Origin of the sequence: Rhodanobacter sp. OR87, assembly GCF_000473345.1 — a bacterium.
Classification (GTDB): domain Bacteria; phylum Pseudomonadota; class Gammaproteobacteria; order Xanthomonadales; family Rhodanobacteraceae; genus Rhodanobacter; species Rhodanobacter denitrificans.
Genome location: NZ_AXBJ01000001.1, coordinates 288,953 through 312,656 on the forward strand (window position 1 = coordinate 288,953; position 23,704 = coordinate 312,656).

Annotated in this window: 21 protein-coding genes; 14 read left to right on the plus strand and 7 right to left on the minus strand. The window is 66.9% G+C overall.

The window, feature by feature from the left end:
- The first annotated feature begins 133 nt into the window (after window positions 1-133).
- Together RHOOR87_RS0101260 and typA are read left to right on the plus strand one after the other, a co-directional pair.
- The gene (locus RHOOR87_RS0101260; protein ID WP_027484000.1) at window positions 134-1,531 is read left to right on the plus strand and encodes a GntP family permease; all 1,398 of its coding nucleotides are present in this window, start codon (window positions 134-136) and stop codon (window positions 1,529-1,531) included.
- Window positions 1,532-1,680: 149 nt separating this feature from the next.
- Window positions 1,681-3,507, plus strand: a complete 1,827-nt coding sequence (gene typA, locus RHOOR87_RS0101265; RefSeq protein ID WP_007509915.1) for a translational GTPase TypA — start codon at window positions 1,681-1,683, stop codon at window positions 3,505-3,507.
- Window positions 3,508-3,562: 55 nt separating this feature from the next.
- Here typA and RHOOR87_RS0101270 read toward each other — a convergent pair whose 3' ends face one another.
- Window positions 3,563-4,513, minus strand: coding sequence for a LysR family transcriptional regulator (locus tag RHOOR87_RS0101270; protein WP_007509918.1), 951 nt, complete (start codon window positions 4,511-4,513; stop codon window positions 3,563-3,565).
- A 262-nt stretch (window positions 4,514-4,775) separates the two neighbouring features.
- On the opposite strand from RHOOR87_RS0101270, the gene acnA reads away from it, so the two are divergent.
- On the plus strand, window positions 4,776-7,517 hold the full coding sequence (gene acnA / locus RHOOR87_RS0101275) for an aconitate hydratase AcnA (RefSeq protein ID WP_015447457.1): 2,742 nt from the start codon (window positions 4,776-4,778) through the stop codon (window positions 7,515-7,517).
- Window positions 7,518-7,591: 74 nt separating this feature from the next.
- On the opposite strand, the gene RHOOR87_RS0101280 is transcribed toward acnA, so the two are convergent.
- Complete coding sequence (locus tag RHOOR87_RS0101280) at window positions 7,592-8,038, minus strand: hypothetical protein (protein WP_015447456.1); 447 nt, start codon at window positions 8,036-8,038, stop codon at window positions 7,592-7,594.
- A 142-nt stretch (window positions 8,039-8,180) separates the two neighbouring features.
- Between RHOOR87_RS0101280 and RHOOR87_RS0101285 the strand changes: the two genes are divergently transcribed.
- A complete protein-coding gene (locus RHOOR87_RS0101285; protein WP_007509924.1) occupies window positions 8,181-9,866 on the plus strand; it encodes a long-chain-fatty-acid--CoA ligase in 1,686 nt (561 codons plus the stop codon).
- 69 nt (window positions 9,867-9,935) lie between these two features.
- Here the strand turns inward: RHOOR87_RS0101285 and RHOOR87_RS0101290 are convergent, their stop codons facing one another.
- Window positions 9,936-10,304, minus strand: a complete 369-nt coding sequence (locus RHOOR87_RS0101290) for a PilZ domain-containing protein (protein WP_007509926.1) — start codon at window positions 10,302-10,304, stop codon at window positions 9,936-9,938.
- Window positions 10,305-11,204: 900 nt separating this feature from the next.
- Here RHOOR87_RS0101290 and RHOOR87_RS0101295 point away from each other — a divergent pair.
- From RHOOR87_RS0101295 to arsC, 4 genes are read left to right on the plus strand one after another with little or no spacing between them, the layout of a single operon-like run.
- A complete protein-coding gene (locus RHOOR87_RS0101295) occupies window positions 11,205-12,137 on the plus strand; it encodes a ScpA family protein (protein ID WP_027484001.1) in 933 nt (310 codons plus the stop codon).
- Between the two features lie 50 nt (window positions 12,138-12,187).
- Entirely contained in the window at window positions 12,188-13,009 is an 822-nt protein-coding gene (scpB, locus tag RHOOR87_RS0101300; protein ID WP_027484002.1) for an SMC-Scp complex subunit ScpB, read from the plus strand.
- The gene (locus RHOOR87_RS0101305) at window positions 13,006-14,517 is read left to right on the plus strand and encodes a pseudouridine synthase (protein ID WP_027484003.1); all 1,512 of its coding nucleotides are present in this window, start codon (window positions 13,006-13,008) and stop codon (window positions 14,515-14,517) included. The genes scpB and RHOOR87_RS0101305 overlap by 4 nt, the downstream gene beginning before the upstream one ends.
- A gap of 12 nt (window positions 14,518-14,529) precedes the next feature.
- Window positions 14,530-14,874: an arsenate reductase (glutaredoxin) gene (arsC, locus tag RHOOR87_RS0101310; RefSeq protein WP_027484004.1), complete on the plus strand. Its 345-nt coding sequence runs from the start codon at window positions 14,530-14,532 to the stop codon at window positions 14,872-14,874.
- 161 nt (window positions 14,875-15,035) lie between these two features.
- On the opposite strand, the gene RHOOR87_RS0101315 is transcribed toward arsC, so the two are convergent.
- From RHOOR87_RS0101315 to RHOOR87_RS0101325, 3 genes are all read right to left on the minus strand, one after another.
- Window positions 15,036-15,857 carry an amidohydrolase gene (locus RHOOR87_RS0101315; protein WP_027484005.1) on the minus strand — a complete coding sequence of 274 codons (822 nt, stop codon included), beginning with the start codon at window positions 15,855-15,857 and terminating at the stop codon, window positions 15,036-15,038.
- Window positions 15,854-16,993: a pyridoxal phosphate-dependent aminotransferase gene (locus RHOOR87_RS0101320; protein ID WP_027484006.1), complete on the minus strand. Its 1,140-nt coding sequence runs from the start codon at window positions 16,991-16,993 to the stop codon at window positions 15,854-15,856. Before RHOOR87_RS0101320 ends, RHOOR87_RS0101315 begins: the two co-directional genes overlap by 4 nt.
- Window positions 16,994-17,054: 61 nt before the next feature.
- Complete coding sequence (locus tag RHOOR87_RS0101325; RefSeq protein WP_015447449.1) at window positions 17,055-18,029, minus strand: LysR substrate-binding domain-containing protein; 975 nt, start codon at window positions 18,027-18,029, stop codon at window positions 17,055-17,057.
- Window positions 18,030-18,141: 112 nt separating this feature from the next.
- Between RHOOR87_RS0101325 and RHOOR87_RS0101330 the strand changes: the two genes are divergently transcribed.
- Window positions 18,142-18,726 (plus strand): FMN-dependent NADH-azoreductase, encoded by a 585-nt coding sequence (locus RHOOR87_RS0101330; protein ID WP_027484008.1) that lies wholly within the window; start codon window positions 18,142-18,144, stop codon window positions 18,724-18,726.
- Window positions 18,727-18,864: 138 nt separating this feature from the next.
- A complete protein-coding gene (locus RHOOR87_RS0101335) occupies window positions 18,865-20,532 on the plus strand; it encodes an amidohydrolase (protein ID WP_015447447.1) in 1,668 nt (555 codons plus the stop codon).
- 63 nt (window positions 20,533-20,595) lie between these two features.
- Here RHOOR87_RS0101335 and RHOOR87_RS18905 read toward each other — a convergent pair whose 3' ends face one another.
- On the minus strand, window positions 20,596-21,063 hold the full coding sequence (locus RHOOR87_RS18905) for an SDR family oxidoreductase (protein WP_007509945.1): 468 nt from the start codon (window positions 21,061-21,063) through the stop codon (window positions 20,596-20,598).
- Between the two features lie 93 nt (window positions 21,064-21,156).
- Between RHOOR87_RS18905 and RHOOR87_RS0101345 the strand changes: the two genes are divergently transcribed.
- From RHOOR87_RS0101345 to RHOOR87_RS0101360, 4 genes are read left to right on the plus strand one after another with little or no spacing between them, the layout of a single operon-like run.
- On the plus strand, window positions 21,157-21,498 hold the full coding sequence (locus RHOOR87_RS0101345; RefSeq protein WP_007509946.1) for a hypothetical protein: 342 nt from the start codon (window positions 21,157-21,159) through the stop codon (window positions 21,496-21,498).
- A gap of 2 nt (window positions 21,499-21,500) precedes the next feature.
- Window positions 21,501-21,875, plus strand: a complete 375-nt coding sequence (locus RHOOR87_RS0101350; protein ID WP_007509948.1) for a GntR family transcriptional regulator — start codon at window positions 21,501-21,503, stop codon at window positions 21,873-21,875.
- The gene (locus tag RHOOR87_RS0101355) at window positions 21,872-22,729 is read left to right on the plus strand and encodes an ABC transporter ATP-binding protein (RefSeq protein ID WP_007509950.1); all 858 of its coding nucleotides are present in this window, start codon (window positions 21,872-21,874) and stop codon (window positions 22,727-22,729) included. The genes RHOOR87_RS0101350 and RHOOR87_RS0101355 overlap by 4 nt, the downstream gene beginning before the upstream one ends.
- On the plus strand, window positions 22,726-23,691 hold the full coding sequence (locus RHOOR87_RS0101360) for an ABC-2 transporter permease (RefSeq protein ID WP_007509952.1): 966 nt from the start codon (window positions 22,726-22,728) through the stop codon (window positions 23,689-23,691). The genes RHOOR87_RS0101355 and RHOOR87_RS0101360 overlap by 4 nt, the downstream gene beginning before the upstream one ends.
- Window positions 23,692-23,704: the final 13 nt, after the last annotated feature.

Consider the following 23,704-nt stretch of genomic DNA (forward strand, 5'->3'; position numbering starts at 1 on the left):
GGCGAGCTTAGATAGCCATCGAGGGAGCCGGCACTTGTACCTTCGTACAGTGCCGGCGGTACCCGACGTTGCGGATACTCGGCCCCATGTCCCGACCACGCTCGCGGACCCGGCTCACTTGGGGGATTCACGGATGGCGTTTCTGATCGTGCTGGCTGCGCTGTGCTTCCTGATGTTCGCGGCCTATCGCGGCTACAGCGTCATCCTGTTCGCGCCGATCGCCGCGCTGGGCGCGGTGCTGCTGACCGACCCGGCGCTGGTGGCGCCGATGTTCACCGGCCTGTTCATGGACAGGATGGTCGGCTTCCTCAAGCTGTACTTCCCGGTGTTCATGCTGGGCGCGGTGTTCGGCAAGCTGATCGAACTGTCGGGTTTTTCCAAATCGCTCGTGGCGGCCACCATCGGCCTGGTCGGGCGCAGCCGGGCGATTTTGTCGATCGTGCTGGTGTGTGCGCTGCTGACCTACGGCGGCGTGTCGCTGTTCGTGGTGGTGTTCGCGGTATACCCGTTCGCCGCCGAGCTCTTTCGCCAGTCCGACATCCCCAAGCGGCTGATCCCCGGCACCATCGCGCTGGGCGCGTTCACCTTCACCATGGATTCGCTGCCGGGCACGCCGCAGATCCAGAACATCATCCCCACCTCGTTCTTCGGCACCGACACCTGGGCGGCGCCGTGGCTGGGCACGATCGGCGCGGCGTTCATCCTGGCCGTCGGCTTGAGCTACCTCGACTGGCGCCGGCGCAAGGCCGCCGCAGCCGGCGAGGGTTACGGTAGCAACCTGGTCAACGAGCCGGCCCCGTTCGAGGGCGGCCGGCTGGCGCACCCGCTGGTCGCGCTGCTGCCGCTGGTGCTGGTGGGCGTGTGCAACAAGCTGTTCACCGGGCTGATCCCGCGCCTCTACGGCGAAACGCAATCGTTCCTGCCCAGCGTGGTCGGCAGCGCGAAGCCGGTGGTGCAGGAGGTGTCCAAGGTCGCTGCGATCTGGGCGGTCGAGGGTGCGCTGCTGGTCGGCATCCTGTGCGTGCTGGCGTTCGCCTGGCGCGCGGTGACCGCGCACCTCGCGGCGGGCAGCCAGGCCGCGGTCGGCGGCGCGCTGCTGGCCTCGATGAACACGGCCTCCGAATACGGCTTCGGCGCGGTGATCGCCGCCCTACCCGGCTTCAAGTTGGTGGCCGACGCGCTGCACACGATCCCGAACCCGCTGGTCAACGAGGCGGTTACCGTCACCGCGCTGGCCGGCATCACCGGCTCGGCCTCCGGCGGCATGAGCATCGCGCTGGGCGCGATGGCGGAGACCTTCATCGCCAATGCGCACGCCGCCGGCATCCCGATGGAAGTGCTGCACCGGGTGGCCGCGATGGCCTCCGGCGGCATGGACACGCTGCCGCACAACGGCGCGGTGATCACCCTGCTGGCGGTGACCGGGCTGACCCACCGGCAGTCCTACAAGGACATCTTCGCCATCACCGTGGTCAAGACCCTGGCGGTGCTGGTGGTGATCGCGGCGTACCATTTCCTCGGCGTGGTATAGGCGCACCGACGGCGCCCACGGATCGCGGGCGACAGGCTGGATGAACGGATCGAAGAAATGACGGGCAAGTTGTCACACAAGTCCGTATAATCGGTCAATTCGCCCTTCAAAACCTGCGTGACGGCCATCGAGCCGCCCGAGTCGATCCCATGTCCATCGAAAAACTGCGCAACATCGCCATCGTCGCCCACGTCGACCACGGCAAGACCACCCTCGTCGATTGCCTGCTCAAGCAGTCCGGTACGCTCAGCGAGCGCACCGTGCTGGCCGAGCGCGTGATGGATTCAAACGACCAGGAAAAAGAACGCGGCATCACCATCCTGGCCAAGAACACCGCCATCACCTGGCAGGGCAACCGCATCAACATCGTCGACACCCCGGGACACGCCGACTTCGGCGGCGAGGTGGAGCGCGTGCTGTCGATGGTCGACTCGGTGCTGATCCTGGTCGACGCGATGGACGGCCCGATGCCACAGACCCGTTTCGTGACGCAGAAGGCGTTCGCGATGGGCTTCAAGCCGATCGTGGTGATCAACAAGGTCGACCGCCCGGGCGCACGGCCCGAATGGGTCGTGGAGCAGGTATGGGACCTGTTCGACCGCCTGGGCGCCACGCCGGAACAGATGGACTTCCCGATCGTCTATGCCTCGGCGCTGAACGGTTACGCCAGCCTCGACGACAGTGTGCGCGAAGGCGACATGACCCCGCTGTACGAGGCGATCATGCGGCACGTCAGCAAGCCTGACGTGGACCCGGACGGCCCGTTCCAGATGCGCATCAGCCAGCTGGACTACAACAACTTCGTGGGCGTGATCGGCATCGGCCGCATCCAGCGTGGCACGCTGAAGAAGAACATGCCGGTGGCGGTGATCGACCGCCACGGCAAGAAGCGCCAGGGCAAGGTGCTGCAGGTGCTGGGCTTCATGGGCTTGGAGCGCATCGAGCAGGAAACCGCCGAGGCCGGCGACATCGTCGCCATCTCGGGTATCGCCGACCTGACCATCTCCGACACGATCTGCGCGCTGGACACGCCCGAGGCGCTGCCTGCGCTGACCGTCGACGAGCCGACGATCAGCATGACCTTTCAGGTGAACAATTCGCCGTTCGCCGGCAACAAGGATCTTTCCGGCGGCAAATTCCTCACCAGCCGCCAGCTGAAGGATCGCCTGGAGCGCGAGCAGGTGCACAACGTGGCGCTGAAGGTCGAGCAGGGTTCGGACGCCGACAAGTTCCTGGTCTCCGGCCGTGGCGAGCTGCACCTGTCGGTGCTGATCGAGAACATGCGTCGCGAGGGCTACGAGCTCGCCGTATCGCGCCCGGAAGTGATCATCAAGGAAATCGACGGCCAGAAGATGGAGCCGATCGAGCAGTTGGTGGTCGACGTCGAGGAGACCCACCAGGGTCCGGTGATGGAGCGCCTGGGCATGCGCAAGGGCCAGCTCAAGAACATGGAGCCCGACGGCAAGGGCCGCGTCCGCCTGGAGTACATGATCCCGGCGCGCGGCCTGATCGGCTTCCAGAACCAGTTCAAGACCCTCACCCAGGGCTCGGGCCTGCTGTTCCACGTGTTCGACCACTACGGTCCGAAGGAAGAAGGCCAGATCGCCAAGCGCCTCAATGGCGTGATGATCGCCAACGCCGGCGGCACCACCCCCGCGTATTCGCTGGGGCCGCTGCAGGATCGCGGCAAGCTGTTCGCCGCCGAGGGCGACAACGTGTATGAAGGCCAGCTGGTCGGCATCCACGCCAAGGACAACGACCTCACCGTCAACGTGATCAAGCCCAAGCCGCTGACCAACATGCGCGCCTCGGGCAAGGACGATGCGATCCAGCTGACCCCGGCGATCAAGTTCACGCTGGAACAGGCGCTGGACTTCATCGACGACGACGAGCTGGTCGAGGTCACTCCGAAGGAAATCCGCCTGCGCAAGAAGCACCTCACCGAGAACGACCGCAAGCGCGCCTCGCGCGGCTGAGCGGCTCCTCCCGTGATGGAGCGCAAGAAGGCCGCCGCAAGGCGGCCTTCTGCGGTCAGGCCGGCGCAACCCTCGCCTTCGCGCTCGCCACGCGCAACCCCTGCCGCTGCCGCGCCAGCCTGCGCAGCAATTCGGCGAAGGCCTGCAGGTCGTCGCGCCAGGGCGAAGCGTCGCGCCAGTACAACGCGATCTCGCGGCCGCTCGCCTGCCCCTTGAGTTTTGCCAGCGCGATGTTCGGCATCGAGGCCAGCCGCTCGTGCGCCAGCGCCGGCACCAGCGCGTAGCCGCCGCGCAGGCTGACCAGGGCGGCCAGGCTTTCCAGGCTGACGTCCTGCACATGGCCGTGTTCGCTGCCGTCGCCCGCAAGGCCGTCGGCATGGCTTTCGGCCATCAGCGTGGCCTCGGCCGGATCGAGCTGACCCAGCGCGATGCTGTCCCGGCCGGCCAGCGGATGGTCGGCGCGCAGCATCAGCTCCCACGGCTCGAAGAACAACGGGCGCGCGGCGATCCCGCTGGTCGCCGCGGCCGGCGGCGCCAGCACTGCGTCGAGTTCGCCTTCGTGCAGGCGGCGCAACAGCCCGCGCGGCTTGCCCTCGGAAATGCCCAGCCAGGCGCCCGGAAAATGCTGCGAAAACGGCGCGATCAGGTGCGGCAGCAGGTACGGCCCCAGCGAAGCGGGCACGCCGAGGCGCAACTCGCCGCCGAACGCGACCTCGCCGGCGCGGGCGACCTGCTGCAGGTGCTCGGCAGCGGCCAGCACCGCGTCGATCTGCAGCAGCAGCCGCTGGCCGCCAGCGGTCGGCACGATCCTGCGGCCACCGCGCTCGAACAGCGGCGCACCCAGCGCCTGCTCCACCTTCTGCACCTGGTGCGACAGCCCGGACGGACTGATATGCATCGCCCGCGCCGCGCTGTTGAAACTGCCGTGGCGATGCACCGCCTGCACCAGCGCGAGGTCGCGCAGCGAAACAGCGGCCAGGCCCGTCGAAATCATCGAATGCTGCATGTCATCAAAGGCGTTTGCATGGACTGGTCATCGGATCCACTCTGTGCGGCGAAGTCGCCGTGAAGGTGGGCGCAGTGTACCCGCCAGCACCACCCATCAGACGCCCGCCAGCCATGCACGCCGCCTTCACGGTGGCGTGCCGGTTCGCGGCCGCATGGAGTTTGCGCGATAATTATGCTTTTGCCGGGATGGCGAACCCCACGCCCCCCAGGCACCGTCGTCGAGTCATCCCAGCCGCAGGATCCAGCCAGGAGCACCTCCCATGAAAGACACCTTTTCCGTACGCGACACCCTCGAGGTCAACGGCAAGAAGTACGCCTTTGCCAGCCTGACCAAGCTGGGCCAGCGCTTCGACCTGAAGCGACTGCCGTACTCGATGAAGATCCTGCTGGAAAACCTGCTGCGCCACGAAGACGGCGTCGATGTGACGGCGAAGGAAATCGAAGCCGTTGCCACATGGGATTCGAAAAAGGAGCCGGATACCGAAATCGCCTTCATGCCGGCGCGCGTACTGCTGCAGGATTTCACCGGTGTACCGTGTGTAGTCGACCTGGCCGCGATGCGCGATGCCATGAAGATGCTCGGCGGCGACCCCACCCTGATCAACCCGTTGTCACCCGCGGAACTGGTCATCGACCATTCGGTGCAGGTGGACGTGTTCGGCAGCGAAGACGCACTCGAGCGTAACGTCGAGATGGAATTCAAGCGCAACCAGGCTCGCTACAGCTTCCTGCGCTGGGGCCAGAAAGCGCTGACTGATTTCAAGGTGGTGCCACCGCGCACCGGCATCGTGCACCAGGTCAACCTGGAGTACCTGGCCCGCGTGGTGATGGGCACCGAGATCGAGGGCCAGCTGTGGGCGTACCCCGATACGCTGTTCGGCACCGACTCGCACACCACCATGGTCAACGGCCTGGGCGTGCTCGGCTGGGGCGTGGGTGGCATCGAGGCGGAGGCGGCGATGCTGGGCCAGCCTTCCTCGATGCTGATTCCGCAAGTGGTCGGCCTGAAGCTGCTCGGCCAGTTGCCCGAAGGCGCCACCGCCACCGACCTGGTGTTGACAGTGACGGAACTGCTGCGCAGGCAGGGTGTGGTCGGCAAGTTCGTCGAGTTCTTCGGCCCGGGCCTCAAGCACCTGGCGCTGGCCGATCGCGCCACCCTTGGCAACATGGCACCGGAATACGGCGCCACCTGCGCGATCTGCCCGATTGATGTCGAGTCGCTGAAGTACTTGCGGCTGTCCGGTCGCAGCGAGGAGCAGGTAGCGCTGGTCGAGGCCTATGCCAAGGTGCAAGGTTTGTGGCACGACGAAAACAGCGCGCCGGCCGAGTTCAGTGTCACGCTCGAACTGGACCTGGCCAGCGTCAAGCCCTCGATGGCCGGCCCCAAGCGCCCGCAGGATCACGTACTGCTGACCAACGTCAAGCAGAACTTCAACGACAACCTCGGCGCCACCATCGTCCGCCGCAACGGTGCCGAGGCGCGCTTCGCCAACGAAGGCGGCGCCACCGCCGTGGGGCATGACGCAAGCGCGCGGACGCATCGCCAGCGCGTCGTGCGCAACGGCCAGGAGTTCCACGTCGACGATGGTGCCGTGGTCATTGCCGCAATCACCTCGTGCACCAATACCTCCAACCCGGCGGTGATGCTGGCTGCCGGCCTGCTGGCCAAGAAAGCCGCCGCCAAGGGCCTGAAGACCAAGCCGTGGGTGAAAACCTCGCTGGCACCGGGCTCCAAGGTGGTCACCGACTACCTGGAAAAGACCGGCCTGCTCACCGAACTGGACAAGCTCGGCTTCTACCTGGTCGGCTACGGCTGCACCACCTGCATCGGCAACTCCGGCCCGCTGCCGGAAGAAGTCAGCAAGGCGATCAGCGACGGCGACCTCACCGTGGGCGCCGTGCTGTCAGGCAACCGCAACTTCGAAGGCCGCGTCCACGCCGAAGTGAAGATGAACTACCTGGCCTCGCCACCGCTGGTGGTGGCCTACGCCCTGGCCGGTTCGCTGGACGTCGACCTGACCACCGAGCCGCTCGGACAGGGCACGGATGGCAAGAACGTCTATCTGAAAGACGTCTGGCCCTCCAACAAGGAAATCAGCGACCTGATGGCGGGTGCCGTGACCTCGGACATGTTCAAGAAGAACTATGCCGACGTGTTCAAGGGCGACGAGCGCTGGAGCTCCATCGCCTCACCCGATGGCGATTTGTACGCGTGGGACAGGGATTCCACCTACATCAAGAACCCGCCCTACTTCGACGGCATGACCATGGCACTGACCCCGGTCGAGGACATCCACGCCGCGCGCTGCCTGGGCCTGTTCGGCGACTCGATCACCACCGACCACATCTCGCCGGCCGGCGCGATCAAGAAGGATTCCCCGGCCGGGCGCTTCCTGATCTCGCGCGGCGTGCAGCCGATCGACTTCAATTCCTACGGCTCGCGCCGCGGCAACGACGACGTGATGGTGCGCGGTACGTTCGCCAACATCCGCATCAAGAACCAGCTGCTGGATGGCGTGGAAGGCGGCTTCACCCGCCACATCCCCAGCGGCGAGCAGATGTCGATCTACGACGCGGCGATGAAGTACAAGGAAGAAAAGACCCCACTGGTGGTCATCGCCGGCAAGGAATACGGCACCGGCTCCTCGCGTGACTGGGCCGCCAAGGGCACCCTGCTGCTGGGCATCAAGGCGGTGATCGCCGAGAGCTTCGAGCGCATCCACCGCTCCAACCTGGTCGGCATGGGCGTGCTGCCGTGCACGTTCAAGGATGGCGAGAATGCAAAATCGCTGGGCCTGACCGGCAACGAGACGTTCGACCTCACCGGCCTCGACAACGGCAACTCGAGGAACGCCACCGTCACCGCCACGGCAGCCGACGGCAGCAGGAAGCAGTTCAGCGTGAACGTGATGCTGCTGACCCCGAAGGAGCGCGAATTCTTCCGTCACGGCGGCATCCTGCAGTACGTGCTGCGTCAGCTGGCCGGCAAGAAGGCCGCCTGAATTTCGGCCTGACTCCTGCAACGAAAACCGCCCCGGACTCCGGGGCGGTTTTCCATGAGTGCTCCGATGGACCGTTACAGCGAATGCTTCCAACTGGCCATATAGCAGCGCCATTCGCCATCTTCCTTGCGCCACGCCGATTCGACCTGGTACAGGCCCAATTGATCGGGCAACAGGCGACCGCCGCTGGTCAGCGTGACCGTGAAGGTCGCCACCATCCGCTCGCCACGAGGTTCGATCGATACCGGTCCCATGCTCACGCCGACGTGCTCGCCGCGCAGCGCCAGCAGCCTGATCATACCGGTCAGTCCGCGCCGATCCAGTTGCCCCGCATTGCCGTCGAAGTCCTCGCTCAAGCGGGCACCGACGTCGCCGGCCGAACCCGCTTCGGCCGCCTGTGCTGCCGACGCGATCGCCGCGCGCACCTGCGCTTCGTCCGGCGTGCGCCGGCACGCCGGCAACCCCAGCACGAGGCATGCGAGAACAATCGGCAAAAAGACGGTTTTCCCCGGTGTCATCATCGACGCAACTCGTTGCGGTGCGGCTTGCCGCTGTACGCGGGCGTATGCTCCAATCAACCGGCGCAGGATCCATGATGGTGCCAATACCCATCCGATTCCATCATCCGTCCCATCGCCATCGACAAAACAGGGAACCCAAAGCATGAGCAACGAACGTCCGTGGCTGGAGAACTATCCAGCCGGCGTGCCGGAACAGATCGACGTCAGTCAATATGCTTCGGTACCGGCGGTGCTGGAAGAAGCGTTCACCCGCTTCCGCGACCGCCCGGCGTTCGCCAGCTTCGGCCGCCAGCTCAGCTACGGCCAGATCGACGAGATGAGCCGCCAGTTCGCCGGTTACCTCACCGGCGTGCTCAAGCTCGGCAAGGGCGATCGCATCGCGCTCATGATGCCGAACGTGCTGCAGTATCCGATCGCCCTGTTCGGCGCGCTGCGCGCCGGCCTGGTGGTGGTCAACACCAACCCGATGTACACCGCGCGCGAACTGAAGCACCAGCTGGAAGATTCGGGTGCCAGAGCGATCGTGGTACTGGACAACTTCGCCGCCACCTTGCAGCACGTCGTGGCCGAAACCCACGTGCAGCACGTCATCACCACCGGCATCGGCGACCTGCTCGGCTTCCCCAAGGGCGCGCTGATCAACTTCGTGCTGAAGCACGTGAAGAAGATGGTGCCTGCGTTCGATCTGCCGCAGGCCGTGCGCTTCCGCGACGCGCTCGCGCGCGGCGCGGCGCATCCGCTGCAACCGGTGACGCTGGGCCACGACGACATCGCCTTCCTGCAATACACCGGCGGCACCACCGGCGTGGCCAAGGGCGCCATGCTGACCCACGGCAACATGGTGGCGAACATGCTGCAGGCTGCCGCCTGGATCGGCACCGAGCTGGTCACGCCCGGCGAGGAAGTGATCATCACCGCGCTGCCGCTGTATCACATCTTCTCGCTGACCGCGAACGGCCTGGTCTTCATGCGCCTGGGCGGACTCAACTGGCTGATCACCAACCCGCGCGACATGCCCGGCTTCGTCAAGGAACTGCGCAAGTCCGGCTTCACCGCGCTGACCGGCGTCAACACGCTGTTCAACGGCCTGCTCAACACGCCCGGTTTTTCCGAACTGGATTTCTCGAAGCTGCACCTGACCCTGGGCGGCGGCATGGCGGTGCAGCGCGCCGTGGCCGAACGCTGGAAGAAGGTCACCGGCTGCACCCTGGCCGAGGCCTACGGCCTGACCGAAACCTCGCCCGCGGTCTGCATCAATCCGCTGGACCTCAAGGAATACAACGGCTCGATCGGCCTGCCGGTACCGTCCACCAATGTGGCGATCTGGTCGGAGGACGGCAAGCCGCTGCCGGTCGGCGAGGTCGGCGAACTGATGGTGCACGGACCGCAGGTGATGAAGGGCTACTGGAACCGCCCGGACGAGACCGCCAAGGTGCTCGGCGCCGATGGCTGGCTGCACACCGGCGACATCGCGAAGATGGATGTGAACGGATACTTCTACATCGTCGACCGCAAGAAGGACATGATCCTGGTGTCCGGCTTCAACGTGTATCCGAACGAGGTCGAGGACGCCGTGATGGCGCACCCCGGCGTGCTCGAGGTGGCCGCGGTCGGCGTGCCGGACGAGCATTCCGGCGAGGTGGTGAAGCTGTTCGTGGTGCGCAAGGACCCGAACCTCACCGAAGAAGCCCTCAAGCAGTTCTGCCGCGAGAACCTCACCGGCTACAAACGGCCCAAGCTGATCGAGTTCCGCGACAGCCTGCCGAAGAGCAACGTGGGCAAGATCCTGCGCCGCGAGCTGCGCGACGAGAAAAAAGCCCAGGCCTGAGTTTTTCAGGCCTGGGCAAACGAGAACGCCCGCACGTGCGGGCGTTTTTCGTGCAGCGGTCGCGCCGGCTCAGCCGTCCTTCCAGTACTCCAGGATGTCGGCGTAACCACCCAGCAGGTTCCACAGCGGCACCTGCTTGTCCTCGGGAATGCGGCTGTACGAAAAACCGATATGGTGATCGGAGATACGCGCCACCACCGCCTCGAGGTGGATGTGCAGGTTGTTGCCGAAGATCATGTCGAGCACCCAGTTCTGCCCCACATGGCCCGACCAGCCCAGCGGGCGGCGCAGCAGCGCGCCGGTGGCCGAGATATCGACCAGCTCGGTCGGACGCGACTCGCCGTTGCTGCTCATCAGCACCGTCGTCTCGATTTGCATGCGCGCCGGACGCAACTGCTCCGGTCCGCCGCCATCCTGTCCGTTCTTATCGATCGCCATCAGTTCCACCGCCTGTTTGTACTTGCACCCATCGAGGGGGCTGCGTCCGACATCGCCCTGAAACCTTTCTGTCGCACCCTTCGCCGGCGGGGCGCTGCGCCTTGCCTGGCCGGGTTGCTCAGCCGTTATCCAAGCAATCACCATGCCACGCCAGGTGCAACGTTCCGTCGGACGCCGATCCGGCACCGGCCGCATCCCGCATGGCCCTGCCACGATCCACACTGCCCAACCCCGTCGTGTCGTCGCCGCGCCATCGTGGCGCAGGCGCGGCCCGCCAGGCATCGCCGAACGTCGCGCTGACGCGGAGCCTGACCCAATTCGACGCATTAGGTCACATGCCGCCCCAGCCACGCTCTCCGACACGCCGGTTTCGCACGATGCCATCCGTCTATTGTGCCTGCCGGGAGCACCGCTGCAAAACCGGCCCATGCCCGCGGCCGGCGCATGCCGGGCAACTGCATCGGCCGGCACGTGCTGGACTTGGCGCCAGTCAACCGCTACTCTTGCCCCACGCGTGGCTCCATGGAAATGTTTGCCGAGCACTTCCGGCTCCCTTGGCATCCGTGCGATTGCTCTCGAACCGACCAGTGAACAGCCGGTGGCGTCGTTTCCCGCCTTCCCTGGCTTGGCGTCCCTGTCGTGGCTGACAACCCGCAGTCGACGTGCGACGTTCACTGACGACCCGCCTGACCGAACCACCATCGAGTGGCTTCGTCATGCCCGTCGTGACGAAGGCGTCCGCCGCGCCTCGACCGAACAAGTGTGAAGGACGCATTACCCCGGAATGCCGCTTCACCGCGTGTTCCGAACACGGACATCCAATGCCGCGGGGGCATGGGGATGAATCCGATCATGTTGAACGCACTGCAGCCGCTGAAGACGGCCCCATGACATGCATTGATGAGCACTGAGCCCGTCGAGCCACAGAGCCCGGTCACCGCACCGCAGGACGCGTTTGCGCCGGTACCTCAACAACAGGAAATGCCGCTGGCCATCGTGCATGGCCAGCCCCTGCTGCAGATGCCGCAAGACCTGTACATCCCGCCGGACGCGCTCGAGGTCATCCTGGAGGCGTTCGAGGGACCGCTGGACCTGCTGCTGTACCTGATCCGCCGGCAGAACCTGGACATCCTGGACATCCCGGTCGCCGAGATCACCCGGCAGTACATGACCTACATCGAGCTGATGCGGGACGTGATGCGGCTGGAACTGGCCGCCGAATACCTGCTGATGGCCGCGATCCTGGCCGAGATCAAGTCGCGGCTGCTGCTGCCGCGGCCGCCGGCCGAGGAAGGCCTGGAAGAAGACCCCCGTGCCGAACTGGTACGGCGCTTGCAGGAGTACGAACGCTTCAAGCGCGCGGCCGAGGACATCGAGGCGATGCCCCGGCTGGAGCGCGACACCACGGTGGTGCACGCCGACGTGGGCGAACGCAACGTGATCAGGTTGCCGCCGCCGCTGGAGCTGACCGAGCTGCTGCTGGCCCTGAAGGACGTGATGCACCGGGCCGAACTGTTCGGGCATCACGCGATCAGGCGCGAGACGCTCAGCGTGCGCCAGCGCATGGGCGAATTGCTGAGCCGGCTCGACGACAGCAGCTTCCACCGCTTCGAGAGCCTGTTCGACGTCAGCGAGGGACGGCTCGGCATCGTGGTGACGTTCCTGGCGATGCTGGAGCTGGCCAAGGAAATGCTGGTCGAGATCGTCCAGGAAGAACCACTGGCGCCGATATACGTGAAGGCGAAGGTGAGCCACGCCGAAGAACCCGCCGACGCACCGGCGGACGACGCACAGGCGGGCGAATCGGCGCTGATCGAATCGTCCGGCGAATGAGCGACATCCACTGAGCGGTACCGATCCAACCGGCATCCGAACCCAAGGTCATGCAGATCGAGCAACTCAAACCCATCGTCGAGGCCGCCCTGCTGGCCTCCACCCAGCCGATGACCGTGCAGCAGCTGGGCGAGCTGTTCAACGAGGCCGACGAGGTCGGCCGCGAACAGGTCGCCAAGGCACTCGAGGCACTGGCCGAAGACTGCGCCGGCCGCGGCATCGAGCTGAAGGAAGTGGCCTCCGGCTTCCGCTACCAGGTGCGCCAGGACGTGCATCCGTGGATCTCGCGGATGTGGACCGAGCGGCCCAGCCGCTATTCGCGCGCACTGCTGGAAACGCTGGCGCTGATCGCCTACCGCCAGCCGATCACCCGCCCCGAGATCGAGCAGATCCGCGGCGTGGTGGTGTCCTCCAACATCATCAAGACGATGGAGGAGCGCGAGTGGATCCGCGTGGTCGGCTACCGCGACGTGCCCGGCAAGCCGGCGCTGTTCGGCACCACCCGCGCCTTCCTCGACTACTTCAACCTGAAATCGCTGGACCAGTTGCCGCCGCTGTCGGAAATCCGCGACCTGGAAGACCCGCAACTGCGCTTCGAGCCCGAGCCCCTGCCCGCCCGCGTCGTGCGCGACCTGCCGATCGACCCGGACGAGGAACTCCTGCACGAGCACGATGCCGTCGATGCGGCAGCCGACGACTACCACACCGCGACCGCCGCCGAAGCGCCGGCCGCCTCCGAATCCGGCGATGCCGGCTCCGACCCGAGCCCACCCGCCGAAACCCTGACAACCACTGCCGACGAGGCAGCGAACCCCGCCGCGGACGTCGAACCCGACGCCGCCGAGCAAGACCCCGAGGAGTACCGCGCATGAATGCGCCGCAAAAATCCGTTTTGTCCCTGAAGCGCGAACCGCGCGCCGACAGCGACGCCCCCGCCCTGGAAGAACGCCTGCACAAGGTGCTGGCCAACGCCGGCCTCGGCTCGCGCCGCATGCTCGAGCAGCGCATCCAGTCCGGCGAAGTCGAACTGAATGGCGCCCCCGCCGAAATCGGCATGAGCGTGAAGGCCGGCGACCGCGTGATCATGGACGGCAAGCAGTTCGTCGTAGCCACCGACAGCCGCGACGACACCGAGGTGCTGATCTACCACAAGCCCGAAGGCGTGCTGACCACCCGTGACGACCCGGACGGCCGCCCCACCGTGTTCGAACAGCTGCCGCGCCTGAAGGGCGCGCGCTGGGTCGCCGTGGGCCGACTCGACATCAACACCACCGGCCTGCTGCTGCTGACCACCGACGGCGCCCTGGCCAATGCGCTGATGCACCCCAGGAGCGGACTCGAACGCGAATACCTGTGCCGTGTGCACGGCGAGGTGCCGGACGAAGTCATCGAGAAACTCAAGGCTGGCGTGGAACTGGAGGACGGTCCCGCCCGCTTCGACGAGATCGCCGTGATCAGTCGCGGCGGCAGCCACAGCTGGTTCCGCGTGGTGATCCGCGAAGGCCGCAACCGCGAGGTGCGCCGACTGTGGGACTCGCAGGGTTTCCTGGTCAGCCGGCTCAAGCGCATCCGCTACGGCGCGATCGAGCTGCCGCGCAACCTGCGCCGCGGCGAATGCGAGGCGCTCGATGCCGAAGCCGTCAAGCAGTTGCGCCAGACCACCGGCGTGGACATGCCGCAGCCGGTACTGACCCTGAGCCCGGTGCTGCATCAGCGCCGCGCCAACCGCAACGTCACCGAGTATCGCCCCGCGAGCGGCGCCGGCACCGCCTGGACGGGCGGTCAGGATGAGGCGCGCGAGCTGCGCGCGTATGACCGCATCCGCGAAGAGCCGGTGCGCGGCCGCAAGCCGCCGCGTCGCGACGGCAAGGAAGTCAACGGCAACCTGGCCCGCCCCGAACGCGGTGCGCCGGGCGGCAAACGCGGCGGCAAGAGCAAGCGGGTGGCGCCGGGCCAGGAGCTGCCGTCGGTGCGCACCTGGTTCGCCGGCGAGAGCCGCGACGGCAGCGGTCGCCCTGGCGCGCCGCGCGGCAACGCCGGTGGTGCGGCCGGCAACCGCCGCGCAGCCGGCGGCAAGCCGTTCGGCGCGCACAGCGGCGGCAACGAAGGTCGCGCTGCGGGCAGCCCCTACGGCGGCTTTGGCGGCGAATCGCGCGGCCCCGGCCTCGGCGGCAACCGTGCACCGGGCAATCGTGGTCCACGTCCGCAAGGCCAGGGCCAGGGCAACCGCGCGCATGGCAACCCGGCACGCCCACAAGGCCAGGGCGGCAATCGTCCGCAAGGTCATGGCGGCAATCGCCCGCAAGGCGGTTCCCGGCACGGCGGTCCGGGCGGCGGTCGGCCACCGGGTCGCGGCGGCAACCGTTCGGGCAATCGCTGAGGCGGCTGATCAATGCTGCGCATCTATCACAACAACCGCTGCTCCAAGTCGCGCGCCACGCTCGCGCTGCTGGAACAGCACGGCGGCAAGGTCGAGGTGATCAACTACCTCGACACGCCGCCGAGCGCCGCCGAACTGGCCGTGTTGCTGCGGCAACTGGGCATGACCGCGCGCGAACTGCTGCGCACCGGCGAGGAGGAGTACCGCTCGCTGGGGCTGCACGATCCCGCCCTCGACGAGGGTGCACTGATCGCCGCGATGGTGGCGCACCCGAAGCTGATCGAACGCCCGATCGTGGTCGCCAACGGCAAGGCCGTCATCGGCCGCCCACCGGAAGCGGTGCTGGCGATACTCTGAGTTGATCGCCCATTGCTCGACAAGAAGCCACCCCCAAGGCGGCTTTTTGTCGAATGAACCGCATCGATCCGGCACTCGCAGCAGCCCGCTCGCGGGCGACGCTTTCGCTCTGATCTGAACAGCATCGCCCGCCGGCGGGCTCCTGCGGATGGACGGGGAGTTCAGCCCGGATCGAGCGTGAACGCGTCGGCGTCCATCCACGCCGGGAAGCGTTCGCGGTGCGCCAGCAGCGGTGCCGGATCCAGCGTCACCATCGCCAGCTGTTCCTGCGCGCCCAGTTCCACCAGCGGCTCGCCGACCGGATCGAGCACCGCGCTGTCGCCGGCATACGGAATCTCGTTGCCGTCCACGCCGACCCGGTTCACCCCGGCCACATAGCTGAGGTTCTCGATCGCCCGTGCGCGCAGCAAGGTGCGCCACGGCTGCCGGCGCGGCGCCGGCCAGTTCGCCACGAACACGGCCAGGTCGTAGTCCATGCCGCCGCCGGCGGAGGCCAGCCGGCGATTGCGCAGCCACACCGGGAAGCGCAGGTCGTAGCAGACCTGCGGCAGGATGCGCCAGCCCTTCAGCTCCACCACCAGGCGCTGGCTGCCGCCGCCGTAGCGGGTATGTTCGCCGGCCATGCGGAACAGGTGGCGCTTGTCGTACTGCTCAAAACTGCCGTCCGGCCGCACCCACAGCAGGCGGTTGTAGACGACGCCGTCCTCGCGGATCGCCAGGCTGCCGCAGAGCACCGCGCCCACCTCGACCGCCAGCGCACGCAGCCACGCCACGCCCTCGCCGTCCATGCTGTCGGCGCTGGCATGGGTGTCGTTGCTGAAGCCGGACAGGAAGGTCTCCGGCAGCACGATCAGGTCGCTGCCTTTCGCCTGGCGCACCAGCGTGCCGTAGTAGTCGCGATTGGCCGGCGCGTCGTGCCAGCGGGTAGCGCCCTGTACCAGCGCTACGTGCAGCGGTTCAAGGCTCACGCTGTCGCTGCTCATAGCCGGCACAGCCGCTCGGCGGCCGCCTCCATGGTGGCGTCGCTCTTGGCGAAGCACAGCCGCAGCAGTCGCGTACCCGGCGCGCGCTCGTAGAACGGCGTCAGCGGGATCGCCGCCACGCCGCCGTGCTCGACCAGCCAGCGGCTGAAGGCGAGATCGTCCTCGTCGCGGATCGCCGAATAATCGACCAGCTGGAAGTAACCGCCCGGCACGTCGAGCAGCTTGAACCGCGATGGCGCCAGCAGCGTGCGGAAGCGGTCGCGCTTGGCCTGGTAGAACGCCGGCAGCTCCAGGTAATGCTGCGGATCGCTGGCCATGAATTCGGCGAACGCCGCCTGCGCCGGGTGGAAGGTGCAGAACGTGAGGTACTGGTGCACCTTGCGGAACTCCGCGCTCAGCGCGGCCGGCGCCACCGCGTAGCCGACCTTCCAGCCGGTGCAGTGGTAGGTCTTGCCGAACGAGGAGACCACGATGCTGCGCCCGGCCAGTTCCGGATGACGCAATACGCTTTCGTGAGCACCGTCATAGACAATGTGCTCATACACCTCGTCGGACAGCACCACGATCTCCGTCTCGCGCACGATCGCCGCCAGCTCGTCCAGGTCGGCGGCGGACAGCACCGCGCCGGACGGATTGTGCGGGCTGTTGATCATGATCATGCGGGTCTTCGACGTCACCGCGTCGCGCACGCGCTGCCAGTCGATCGCGAACGTCGGCACGGTCAGCGGGATGTGCACCGCGCGCGCGCCCTGCAGCTCGATCGCCGGCTCGTAGCAGTCGTAGGCCGGGTCGAACACGATCACCTCCTCGCCCGCGCGTACCGTCGCGGCGATTGCCGCGAAGATCGCCTCGGTGGCGCCGGAGGTGAGCGTGATGTCGGTATCGACGTTGAGCCTGCGGCCGTAAAGCCTTTCGGTCTTCAGCACGATCTGCTCGCGCAGGGCCGCGATACCGTGCATCGGCGCGTACTGGTTGCGGCCCTCGTTCATGGCGCGGCCGAGCGCATCGCGCAGCCCTTGCGGCGGCTCGAAGTCGGGGAAACCCTGGCCCAGGTTGACCGCCTTGCGCTCCAGCGCGAGCTGGCTCATCACGCTGAAGATGGTGGTGCCGACTTTCGGGAGCTTGGTAGCGATCATCGTTTGGCCGTATAAATGTCCGTAAACCCGGCAGCGTACTGCATCGGGGCCACCGTGTGCATCACGTCGACGGAAGTTCGTCCGGCGGGCGCTGCTTGCACTGCTCATGCTTCAGCAAGGTCGTCGCCGGCAGCCGTTCGGCCAGGAAGTCGACCAGCGCGCGTACGCCGGGCAGCATGCCGCGCCGGCTGGGATAGACGAAATGCATGGTGCCCTCGGGCACGCTCCACTCCGGCAGCACCACTTCGAGCTCGCCGGCGGCGATCGCCGGCGCGCAGACGAACTCCGGCAGCAGCGCCACGCCCATGCCGCGGCGGGCCGCCTCCAGCAGCACCGCGAAGTCGCCGGTGATCAGCCGCGCCTGCACTTCCACGCTGGTCTGCTCGCCGTTCGCGCCAATCAGTTCCCACAGCTGGGCGCCCTCGTGCTCGCTCATCGACAACGCCGGCAGCCGCGCCAGGTCGCCCGGCTGGCCCGGGCGCCCCTGCGCCTTCAGCAGCGCCGGGCTGGCCACCAGCGTGGTGCGCGACAGGCCGAACGTGCGGATCACCAGGTTGGCGTCGGTATCCAGCTTGGTGCGCACGCGGATCGCCAGGTCGTAACCCTCGCCGATCACGTCGACCCGGCGGTTGCCGGACAGCAGGCGCACCTGCATTTTCGGGTATTGCGCAAGGAAATCCGGCAGCACGTGCGCCAGCACGGTCTGCGCCAGCGAGACAGGGCAGCTCAGGCGCACCACGCCGCGCGGCTCGGCACGCAATTCGTCCACCGCATCCTGCGCCGCCTGCGCTTCCTCCAGCACCGCGCGGCAGTGCGCGTAGAAGCGCTCGCCGACTTCGGTCACCACGAAGCGCCGCGTGGTCCGCTGCAGCAGGCGCACGCCGAGGCGTTCCTCCAGCTGGGCCACGCGTTTGCTCAGGCGCGACTTGGGCACGCCCAGTGCGCGGCCAGCCGCGGAAAAGCCGCCGTGCTCGACCACCGCGGCAAAGAAATACAGGTCGTTGAGGTCCTGCAGCGCACCGCTCAATGCCGCCATGATCGTTTCCATTCAAGAACGATAAGTTCGACAACTGCCATCTTATCGCGATATTGTTCCGAATATATCTTGGTTGCATCGCCAGTCACATGGCCCGACCAGGAAGCTTTCCATGAAACTCTTGCATATCGACTCCAGCGCGCTGGGCGGCTACTCCGTGTCGCGCCAGCTGACCGCCGACATCGTAGCCGAGCTGAAGCGCAGCACGCCCAACGCCAACCTCCACTACCACGACCTGGCCGCGCAGCCGCTGCCGCACTGGACCCCGGTGGCCGACGCCAGCGATCCCGCCGCCGTACTCGGCAACCAGTTGCTGGAGGAATTCCTCGCCGCCGACGTGGTGGTGATCGGCGCGCCCATGTACAACTTCGCCATCTCCAGTTCGCTCAAGGCCTGGCTCGACCGTATCCTGGTCGCCGGCAAGACCTTCCGCTACACCGCGAACGGCCCCGAGGGCCTGGCCGGCGGCAAGCGGGTGATCGTCGCCTCCAGCCGCGGCGGCATCTACAGCAAGGATTCGGCGGCGGCCGCCATGGACTTCCAGGAACCCTACCTGCGTGCCGCCTTCGCCTTCATCGGCATCGACGACGTCGAGTTCGTGCGCGCCGAAGGCATCGCGATCGGCGACGAACAGAAGGCCGCGGCGCTGAAATCGGCGCACGGCATGATCGAGACGCTGGTCGCCAAAGCGGCCTGACACCCCGGCGGTAACCCTAACAAACGTCTTCTCCCGCGCGGAGCGGGCGTTTGTGGTTGGGGGCGTCAGCGACCGCGGGGTGGAAAAGCCGCGCCGGTGCCGACACACTGCGGGCTCCCCCTCCACTGGATTCCGCGCATGAAACGCTCGCCATGCCTGCTCATGCTCGCCCTGCTGGCGCTGGCGCCGGCCGCACAGGCCACCGACCTGCTGGTCGACAACGTCAACGGCTACACGCTGGACAGCCATGGCAAGCTGCAGCACTTCCAGGCATTGCGGGTCGAGCAGGGCAAGGTGGTCGCCACCGGCAGCCATGCCGAACTGGCCGGCCGCGTCGGCGACGCCAGGGTGATCGATGGCCACGGCCGCACCCTGCTGCCCGGCCTGATCGATGCCCACGGCCATGTGCTGGACCTCGGCTACGCGCGCAACAGCGTCGACCTCACCGGCACGCAATCGCTGCAGGAAGCGCTGGCCAAGGTGAAGGCCTACGCCGCGGCGCATCCCGACGCGAAGTGGATACTCGGCGGCGGCTGGAACCAGGAAATCTGGAAGCTCGGCCGCTTCCCCACCGCGAAGGAACTGGACGCCGTGGTGTCCGACCGCCCGGTGTGGCTGAGCCGCGTCGACGGCCACGCCGCCTGGGCCAACTCCGCCGCCATCAAGCTGGCCGGCGTTGACGCGGCCACCAAGGACCCGTCCGGCGGGCGCATCGAACGCGACGCCAGCGGCGGCCCGGCCGGCGTGTTCGTCGACGGCGCCACCGACCTGGTCAACGACAAGGTACCGGCGCCCACCGCGCAGGAACGGGCCGCCGCACTCGACGCCGCGCTGGCCGAGATGGCCAGCGTGGGCCTCACCGGCGTCGGTGACGCCGGCATCGACCTGGACACCTACCGGCTCTACCGCGACTACGCCGACGCGCACAAACTCACCGCGCGCATCTACGCGATGATCCGCAACACCGGCGCGGCGTTCGACACCATCAGCCAGGACGGCCCGCTGATCGGCTACGGCGGCGACTTCCTCACCGTGCGCGCGGTGAAGCTGTTTGCCGATGGCGCGCTGGGCAGCCGCGGCGCGGCGATGCTCAAGCCCTACAGCGACGACCCGCACAACCGCGGCCTGCTGTTCATGCCGCCCGCGGCGATGACCGCGAAGATCGACAAGGCCTTCGCCAAGGGTTACCAGGTGGCCATCCACGCCATCGGCGACGGCGCCAACCGCGAGGTGCTGGACAGCTTCGCCACCGCCTACAAGACCCATCCGGCGGCGATCGCGCTGCGCAACCGGGTCGAGCACGCGCAGATCCTGTCGCTGCAGGACATTCCCCGTTTCGTGCCGCTCAAGCTGATCGCCTCGATGCAGCCGACCCACGCCACCTCCGACATGAACATGGCCGAGGACCGCATCGGCCACCAGCGGATCGCCGGCGCCTACGCATGGCAGCGCTTCCTCAAGCAGGGCACGGTGATCGCCGGCGGCTCGGACTTCCCGGTGGAATCGCCCAACCCGTTCTACGGCCTGTATTCGGCGGTGACCCGCGAGGACCACGACGGCCAGCCGCCCGGCGGCTGGTACCCGCAGCAGGACATGACGCTGGTGCAGGCGCTGCGCGCGTTCACTCTGGACGCAGCCTACGCCGAGCATGCGGAACACACGCTGGGCACGCTGGAGCCGGGCAAGTGGGCCGACTTCATCCTGATCGACCACGACATCTTCCGGGACCCCGCCAGCAGGATCTGGAACACCAAGGTGCTGCAGACCTGGGTCGGCGGCAGGCAGGTCTACGCCGCCAAGGATTGATGCAGCAGGACGCGGGACGAAAAAGGCCGGCGCCCACGCCGGCCTTTTTCCTTGCGGCGCGACTCAGATCGTCGAAGTCCGGCCTCCGTCCATCGGGACGATCGCGCCGGTGACGCAGCTGGCGCGCGCCGAGGCCAGGAACAACACCACGTCGGCGATTTCCGCCGGCTCGGCCAGACGCCCCAGCGGGATCCCGGCCAGCTGCCGCGCCAGCAGTTCCTCGCGCGACAGGTCGGTGGCGCGCACTTCGGCGTCCAGCCCCTCCTCCACGCGGCCGGTGCGGGTGATGCCGGGGTTGATCGCGTTGACCCGCACGCCCTTGCCTGCGTAGGCATTCGCATAGCCCACCGTAGCCAGCATCAGCGCGGCGTTGGCCGAACCGCCGGCGATGTGCTGCGGGTTGGCCTGCCGCCCGCCCTCCCCGATCACGTTGACGATGCTGCCGCGGCCACGTGCGCCCATGCGGCGGATCACCGGGCCGGCTGTCGAACCGCGCCGCGGCGCGGTTTCGGCGCCTAGGCCATCAGTCATGTTGCGAAATCGCCACGCGCCTATTGACGGATCGAAACATAGTGTTATAGTTCACTACAACACCACTCAACGAGTTCACTAAGGAGGCCTGTCATGAAAGCGCAGAATCTGATCGCCAGCGTCGCTGCCGTCCTGCTCACCGCTGCCAGCCTGAGTGCCGTCAACTACAACGTCGCCAGCCAGCCGACCCACGCCAGCCGCACCGAAGCCAGCAGCGTCACCGACCTGGCACCGATCCAGGTCAGCCCCAGTGCCGCCGAGATGCGCAGCGCCGCGTTGCTGGCCAACGTCGGCAGCGCCGGCATCGCCACGGTGCCGTCGATGGTCGCCGCGAACGCCGGCGGCAATACGGAGCAGCTCAGCCTGCTCGGGTCGCAATTGGCCATGCCCTACTATTCGTTTGGCAACAAGTTCGGCCGCATCAGCAAGGAATAAACATGACCATTACCTGGAACGACAGCGTCCCGATCTATCGCCAGCTGCAGCAGCGCGTGGTGGCGATGATCCTGGACGGCGCCTTGAACGAGGGCGACCCGCTGCCGTCGGTACGCCAGGTGGCTGCGGACTACCAAATCAATCCGCTGACCGTGTCGAAGGCATACCAGGAACTGGTCGACGAGCAACTGGTGGAAAAACGGAGGGGTCTGGGCATGTTCGTCATCGAGGGCGCACGCGAGGCGCTGCTGAAATCGGAACGCGAGCGCTTCCTGCGCGAGGAGTGGCCGGCGCTGTTCGCACGGCTGCAGCGGCTCGGGCTGGACCTCAAGACGCTGTTGCGCGAAGCAGCCACCGACAAGGAGCAGAAATCATGAGCGCGGTGATCACGGCCAGTGGCCTGAGCAAGCGGTACAAGTCGGCGCTGGCGCTGGACAACGTCAGTTTCCGGATCGAGCCCGGCCGCATCGTCGGCCTGATCGGCCCCAACGGCGCCGGCAAGACCACCGCGCTGAAGGCGATCCTGGGCCTCACCGATTTCAGCGGCAGTTTGAACGTGCTCGGCTTCGACCCGCGCAAGCAGCGCGACAAGTTGATGGGCGAAGTCTGCTTCATCGCCGACGTGGCCGTGCTGCCGCGCTGGATCAAGGTGCGCCAGGCGGTGGATTTCGTCGCCAACGTGCACCCGCGCTTCGACCGCGCCAAGTGCGAGGCGTTCCTGGCCCGCACCAAGCTGCAGCCCGAGCAGCGCGTGCGGCAGATGTCCAAGGGCATGATCGTGCAGCTGCATTTGGCGCTGGTAATGGCGATCGACGCCAAGCTGCTGATCCTGGACGAGCCCACCCTGGGCCTGGACATCCTCTACCGCAAGCAGTTCTACCAGAACCTGCTGGAAGACTACTTCGACGAGAACAAGACGATCATCGTCACCACCCATCAGGTGGAGGAAGTCGAGCACATCCTCACCGACCTGATGTTCATCCGCGACGGCAGGATCGTGCTGGACGCCGACATGGATGCAGTCGGCGAGCGCTTCATCGAGGTGATGGTGGGTGCCGACAAGGCCGCCGCCGCGCGCGCGCTGAAGCCGCTGGACGAACGGCAGGTGTTCGGCAAGAGCATTTTCCTGTTCGACGGCACGGACCGCGCGACGCTGGAGCAACTGGGTGAAACCCGCCGGCCGTCGGTCAGCGACCTGTTCGTCGCCACCATGAAAGGAACCTACGCATGAAAACCTTCTACTGGCTGATCAAGCGCGAATTGTGGGAACACCGGGGCGGCTTCTTCTGGACGCCGGTCATCACCGGCGGCGTGTTCCTGCTGCTGAACCTGATGGGCATCATCGCCGGCGAGGTGATGGGATCGCGCCACGGCTTCAACGTGGCCTTCGGCGGCGGCGAGAACAACATGCGGCTGCTGTCCCGCGCCCTGGACAAGCAGTCCATGGACGCCGTGGGCGCCGGACTGGACATGGCGATGTACTCGCCGACCCTGATCATCGGCATGGTGATGGGCTTCGTGGTGTTCTTCTACTGCCTCGGCACGCTCTACGACGACCGCCGCGACCGCAGCCTGCTGTTCTGGAAATCGCTGCCGATCTCCGACACCGCCACCGTGCTGTCCAAGGTGGTCGCCGCGACGGTCGTCGCCCCGCTGATCGTCGTGGTCGTCGGCACCCTGACCGGCATCGCGATGCTGCTGATGTTTGCCCTGGCGCTGTCGTTCCACGGCGTCGGCGTATGGCACCTGCTGACCCTGTCGCACCCGCTGCAGGTGATCGCCAACCTGATCGGCTCGATCCCGCTGTACCTGCTGTGGGCGCTGCCGTCGGTCGGCTGGCTGATGCTGTGCTCGGCCTGGGCCCGCAGCAAACCGTTCCTGTGGGCGGTGGTGCTGCCGGTGGCCGCAGGCGTGGTGATCGGCTGGTTCAACCTGCTCGGCACCATCGACCTGCAGGACAGCTGGTACTGGCGCAACGTGGTGGGCCGCATCCTGTTCAGCGTGTTCCCCGGCGGCTGGTTCAGCCAGGTCCCGCACATCGGCGGCAACAACCCGGCCGAACTGCTGTCCAGCCTGGGCGTCGTCCACTCCTATGCGGCACTGGGCTCCACCAGTCTCTGGATCGGCGCCGCTGCGGCCATCGCCATGCTGGCCGGCGCCATCTGGTTCCGCCGCTGGCGCGACGACAGCTGACACTCGAACGAAT

Bases quoted from the DNA above. Each gene is read 5' to 3' on its own strand.
- RHOOR87_RS0101260 (WP_027484000.1), top strand. From the start codon at position 134: ATGGCGTTTCTGATCGTGCTGGCTGCGCTGTGCTTCCTGATGTTCGCG.
- typA (WP_007509915.1), top strand. From the start codon at position 1,681: ATGTCCATCGAAAAACTGCGCAACATCGCCATCGTCGCCCACGTCGAC.
- RHOOR87_RS0101270 (WP_007509918.1), bottom strand. From the start codon at position 4,513: ATGCAGCATTCGATGATTTCGACGGGCCTGGCCGCTGTTTCGCTGCGC.
- acnA (WP_015447457.1), top strand. From the start codon at position 4,776: ATGAAAGACACCTTTTCCGTACGCGACACCCTCGAGGTCAACGGCAAG.
- RHOOR87_RS0101280 (WP_015447456.1), bottom strand. From the start codon at position 8,038: ATGATGACACCGGGGAAAACCGTCTTTTTGCCGATTGTTCTCGCATGC.
- RHOOR87_RS0101285 (WP_007509924.1), top strand. From the start codon at position 8,181: ATGAGCAACGAACGTCCGTGGCTGGAGAACTATCCAGCCGGCGTGCCG.
- RHOOR87_RS0101290 (WP_007509926.1), bottom strand. From the start codon at position 10,304: ATGGCGATCGATAAGAACGGACAGGATGGCGGCGGACCGGAGCAGTTG.
- RHOOR87_RS0101295 (WP_027484001.1), top strand. From the start codon at position 11,205: ATGAGCACTGAGCCCGTCGAGCCACAGAGCCCGGTCACCGCACCGCAG.
- scpB (WP_027484002.1), top strand. From the start codon at position 12,188: ATGCAGATCGAGCAACTCAAACCCATCGTCGAGGCCGCCCTGCTGGCC.
- RHOOR87_RS0101305 (WP_027484003.1), top strand. From the start codon at position 13,006: ATGAATGCGCCGCAAAAATCCGTTTTGTCCCTGAAGCGCGAACCGCGC.
- arsC (WP_027484004.1), top strand. From the start codon at position 14,530: ATGCTGCGCATCTATCACAACAACCGCTGCTCCAAGTCGCGCGCCACG.
- RHOOR87_RS0101315 (WP_027484005.1), bottom strand. From the start codon at position 15,857: ATGAGCAGCGACAGCGTGAGCCTTGAACCGCTGCACGTAGCGCTGGTA.
- RHOOR87_RS0101320 (WP_027484006.1), bottom strand. From the start codon at position 16,993: ATGATCGCTACCAAGCTCCCGAAAGTCGGCACCACCATCTTCAGCGTG.
- RHOOR87_RS0101325 (WP_015447449.1), bottom strand. From the start codon at position 18,029: ATGGCGGCATTGAGCGGTGCGCTGCAGGACCTCAACGACCTGTATTTC.
- RHOOR87_RS0101330 (WP_027484008.1), top strand. From the start codon at position 18,142: ATGAAACTCTTGCATATCGACTCCAGCGCGCTGGGCGGCTACTCCGTG.
- RHOOR87_RS0101335 (WP_015447447.1), top strand. From the start codon at position 18,865: ATGAAACGCTCGCCATGCCTGCTCATGCTCGCCCTGCTGGCGCTGGCG.
- RHOOR87_RS18905 (WP_007509945.1), bottom strand. From the start codon at position 21,063: ATGACTGATGGCCTAGGCGCCGAAACCGCGCCGCGGCGCGGTTCGACA.
- RHOOR87_RS0101345 (WP_007509946.1), top strand. From the start codon at position 21,157: ATGAAAGCGCAGAATCTGATCGCCAGCGTCGCTGCCGTCCTGCTCACC.
- RHOOR87_RS0101350 (WP_007509948.1), top strand. From the start codon at position 21,501: ATGACCATTACCTGGAACGACAGCGTCCCGATCTATCGCCAGCTGCAG.
- RHOOR87_RS0101355 (WP_007509950.1), top strand. From the start codon at position 21,872: ATGAGCGCGGTGATCACGGCCAGTGGCCTGAGCAAGCGGTACAAGTCG.
- RHOOR87_RS0101360 (WP_007509952.1), top strand. From the start codon at position 22,726: ATGAAAACCTTCTACTGGCTGATCAAGCGCGAATTGTGGGAACACCGG.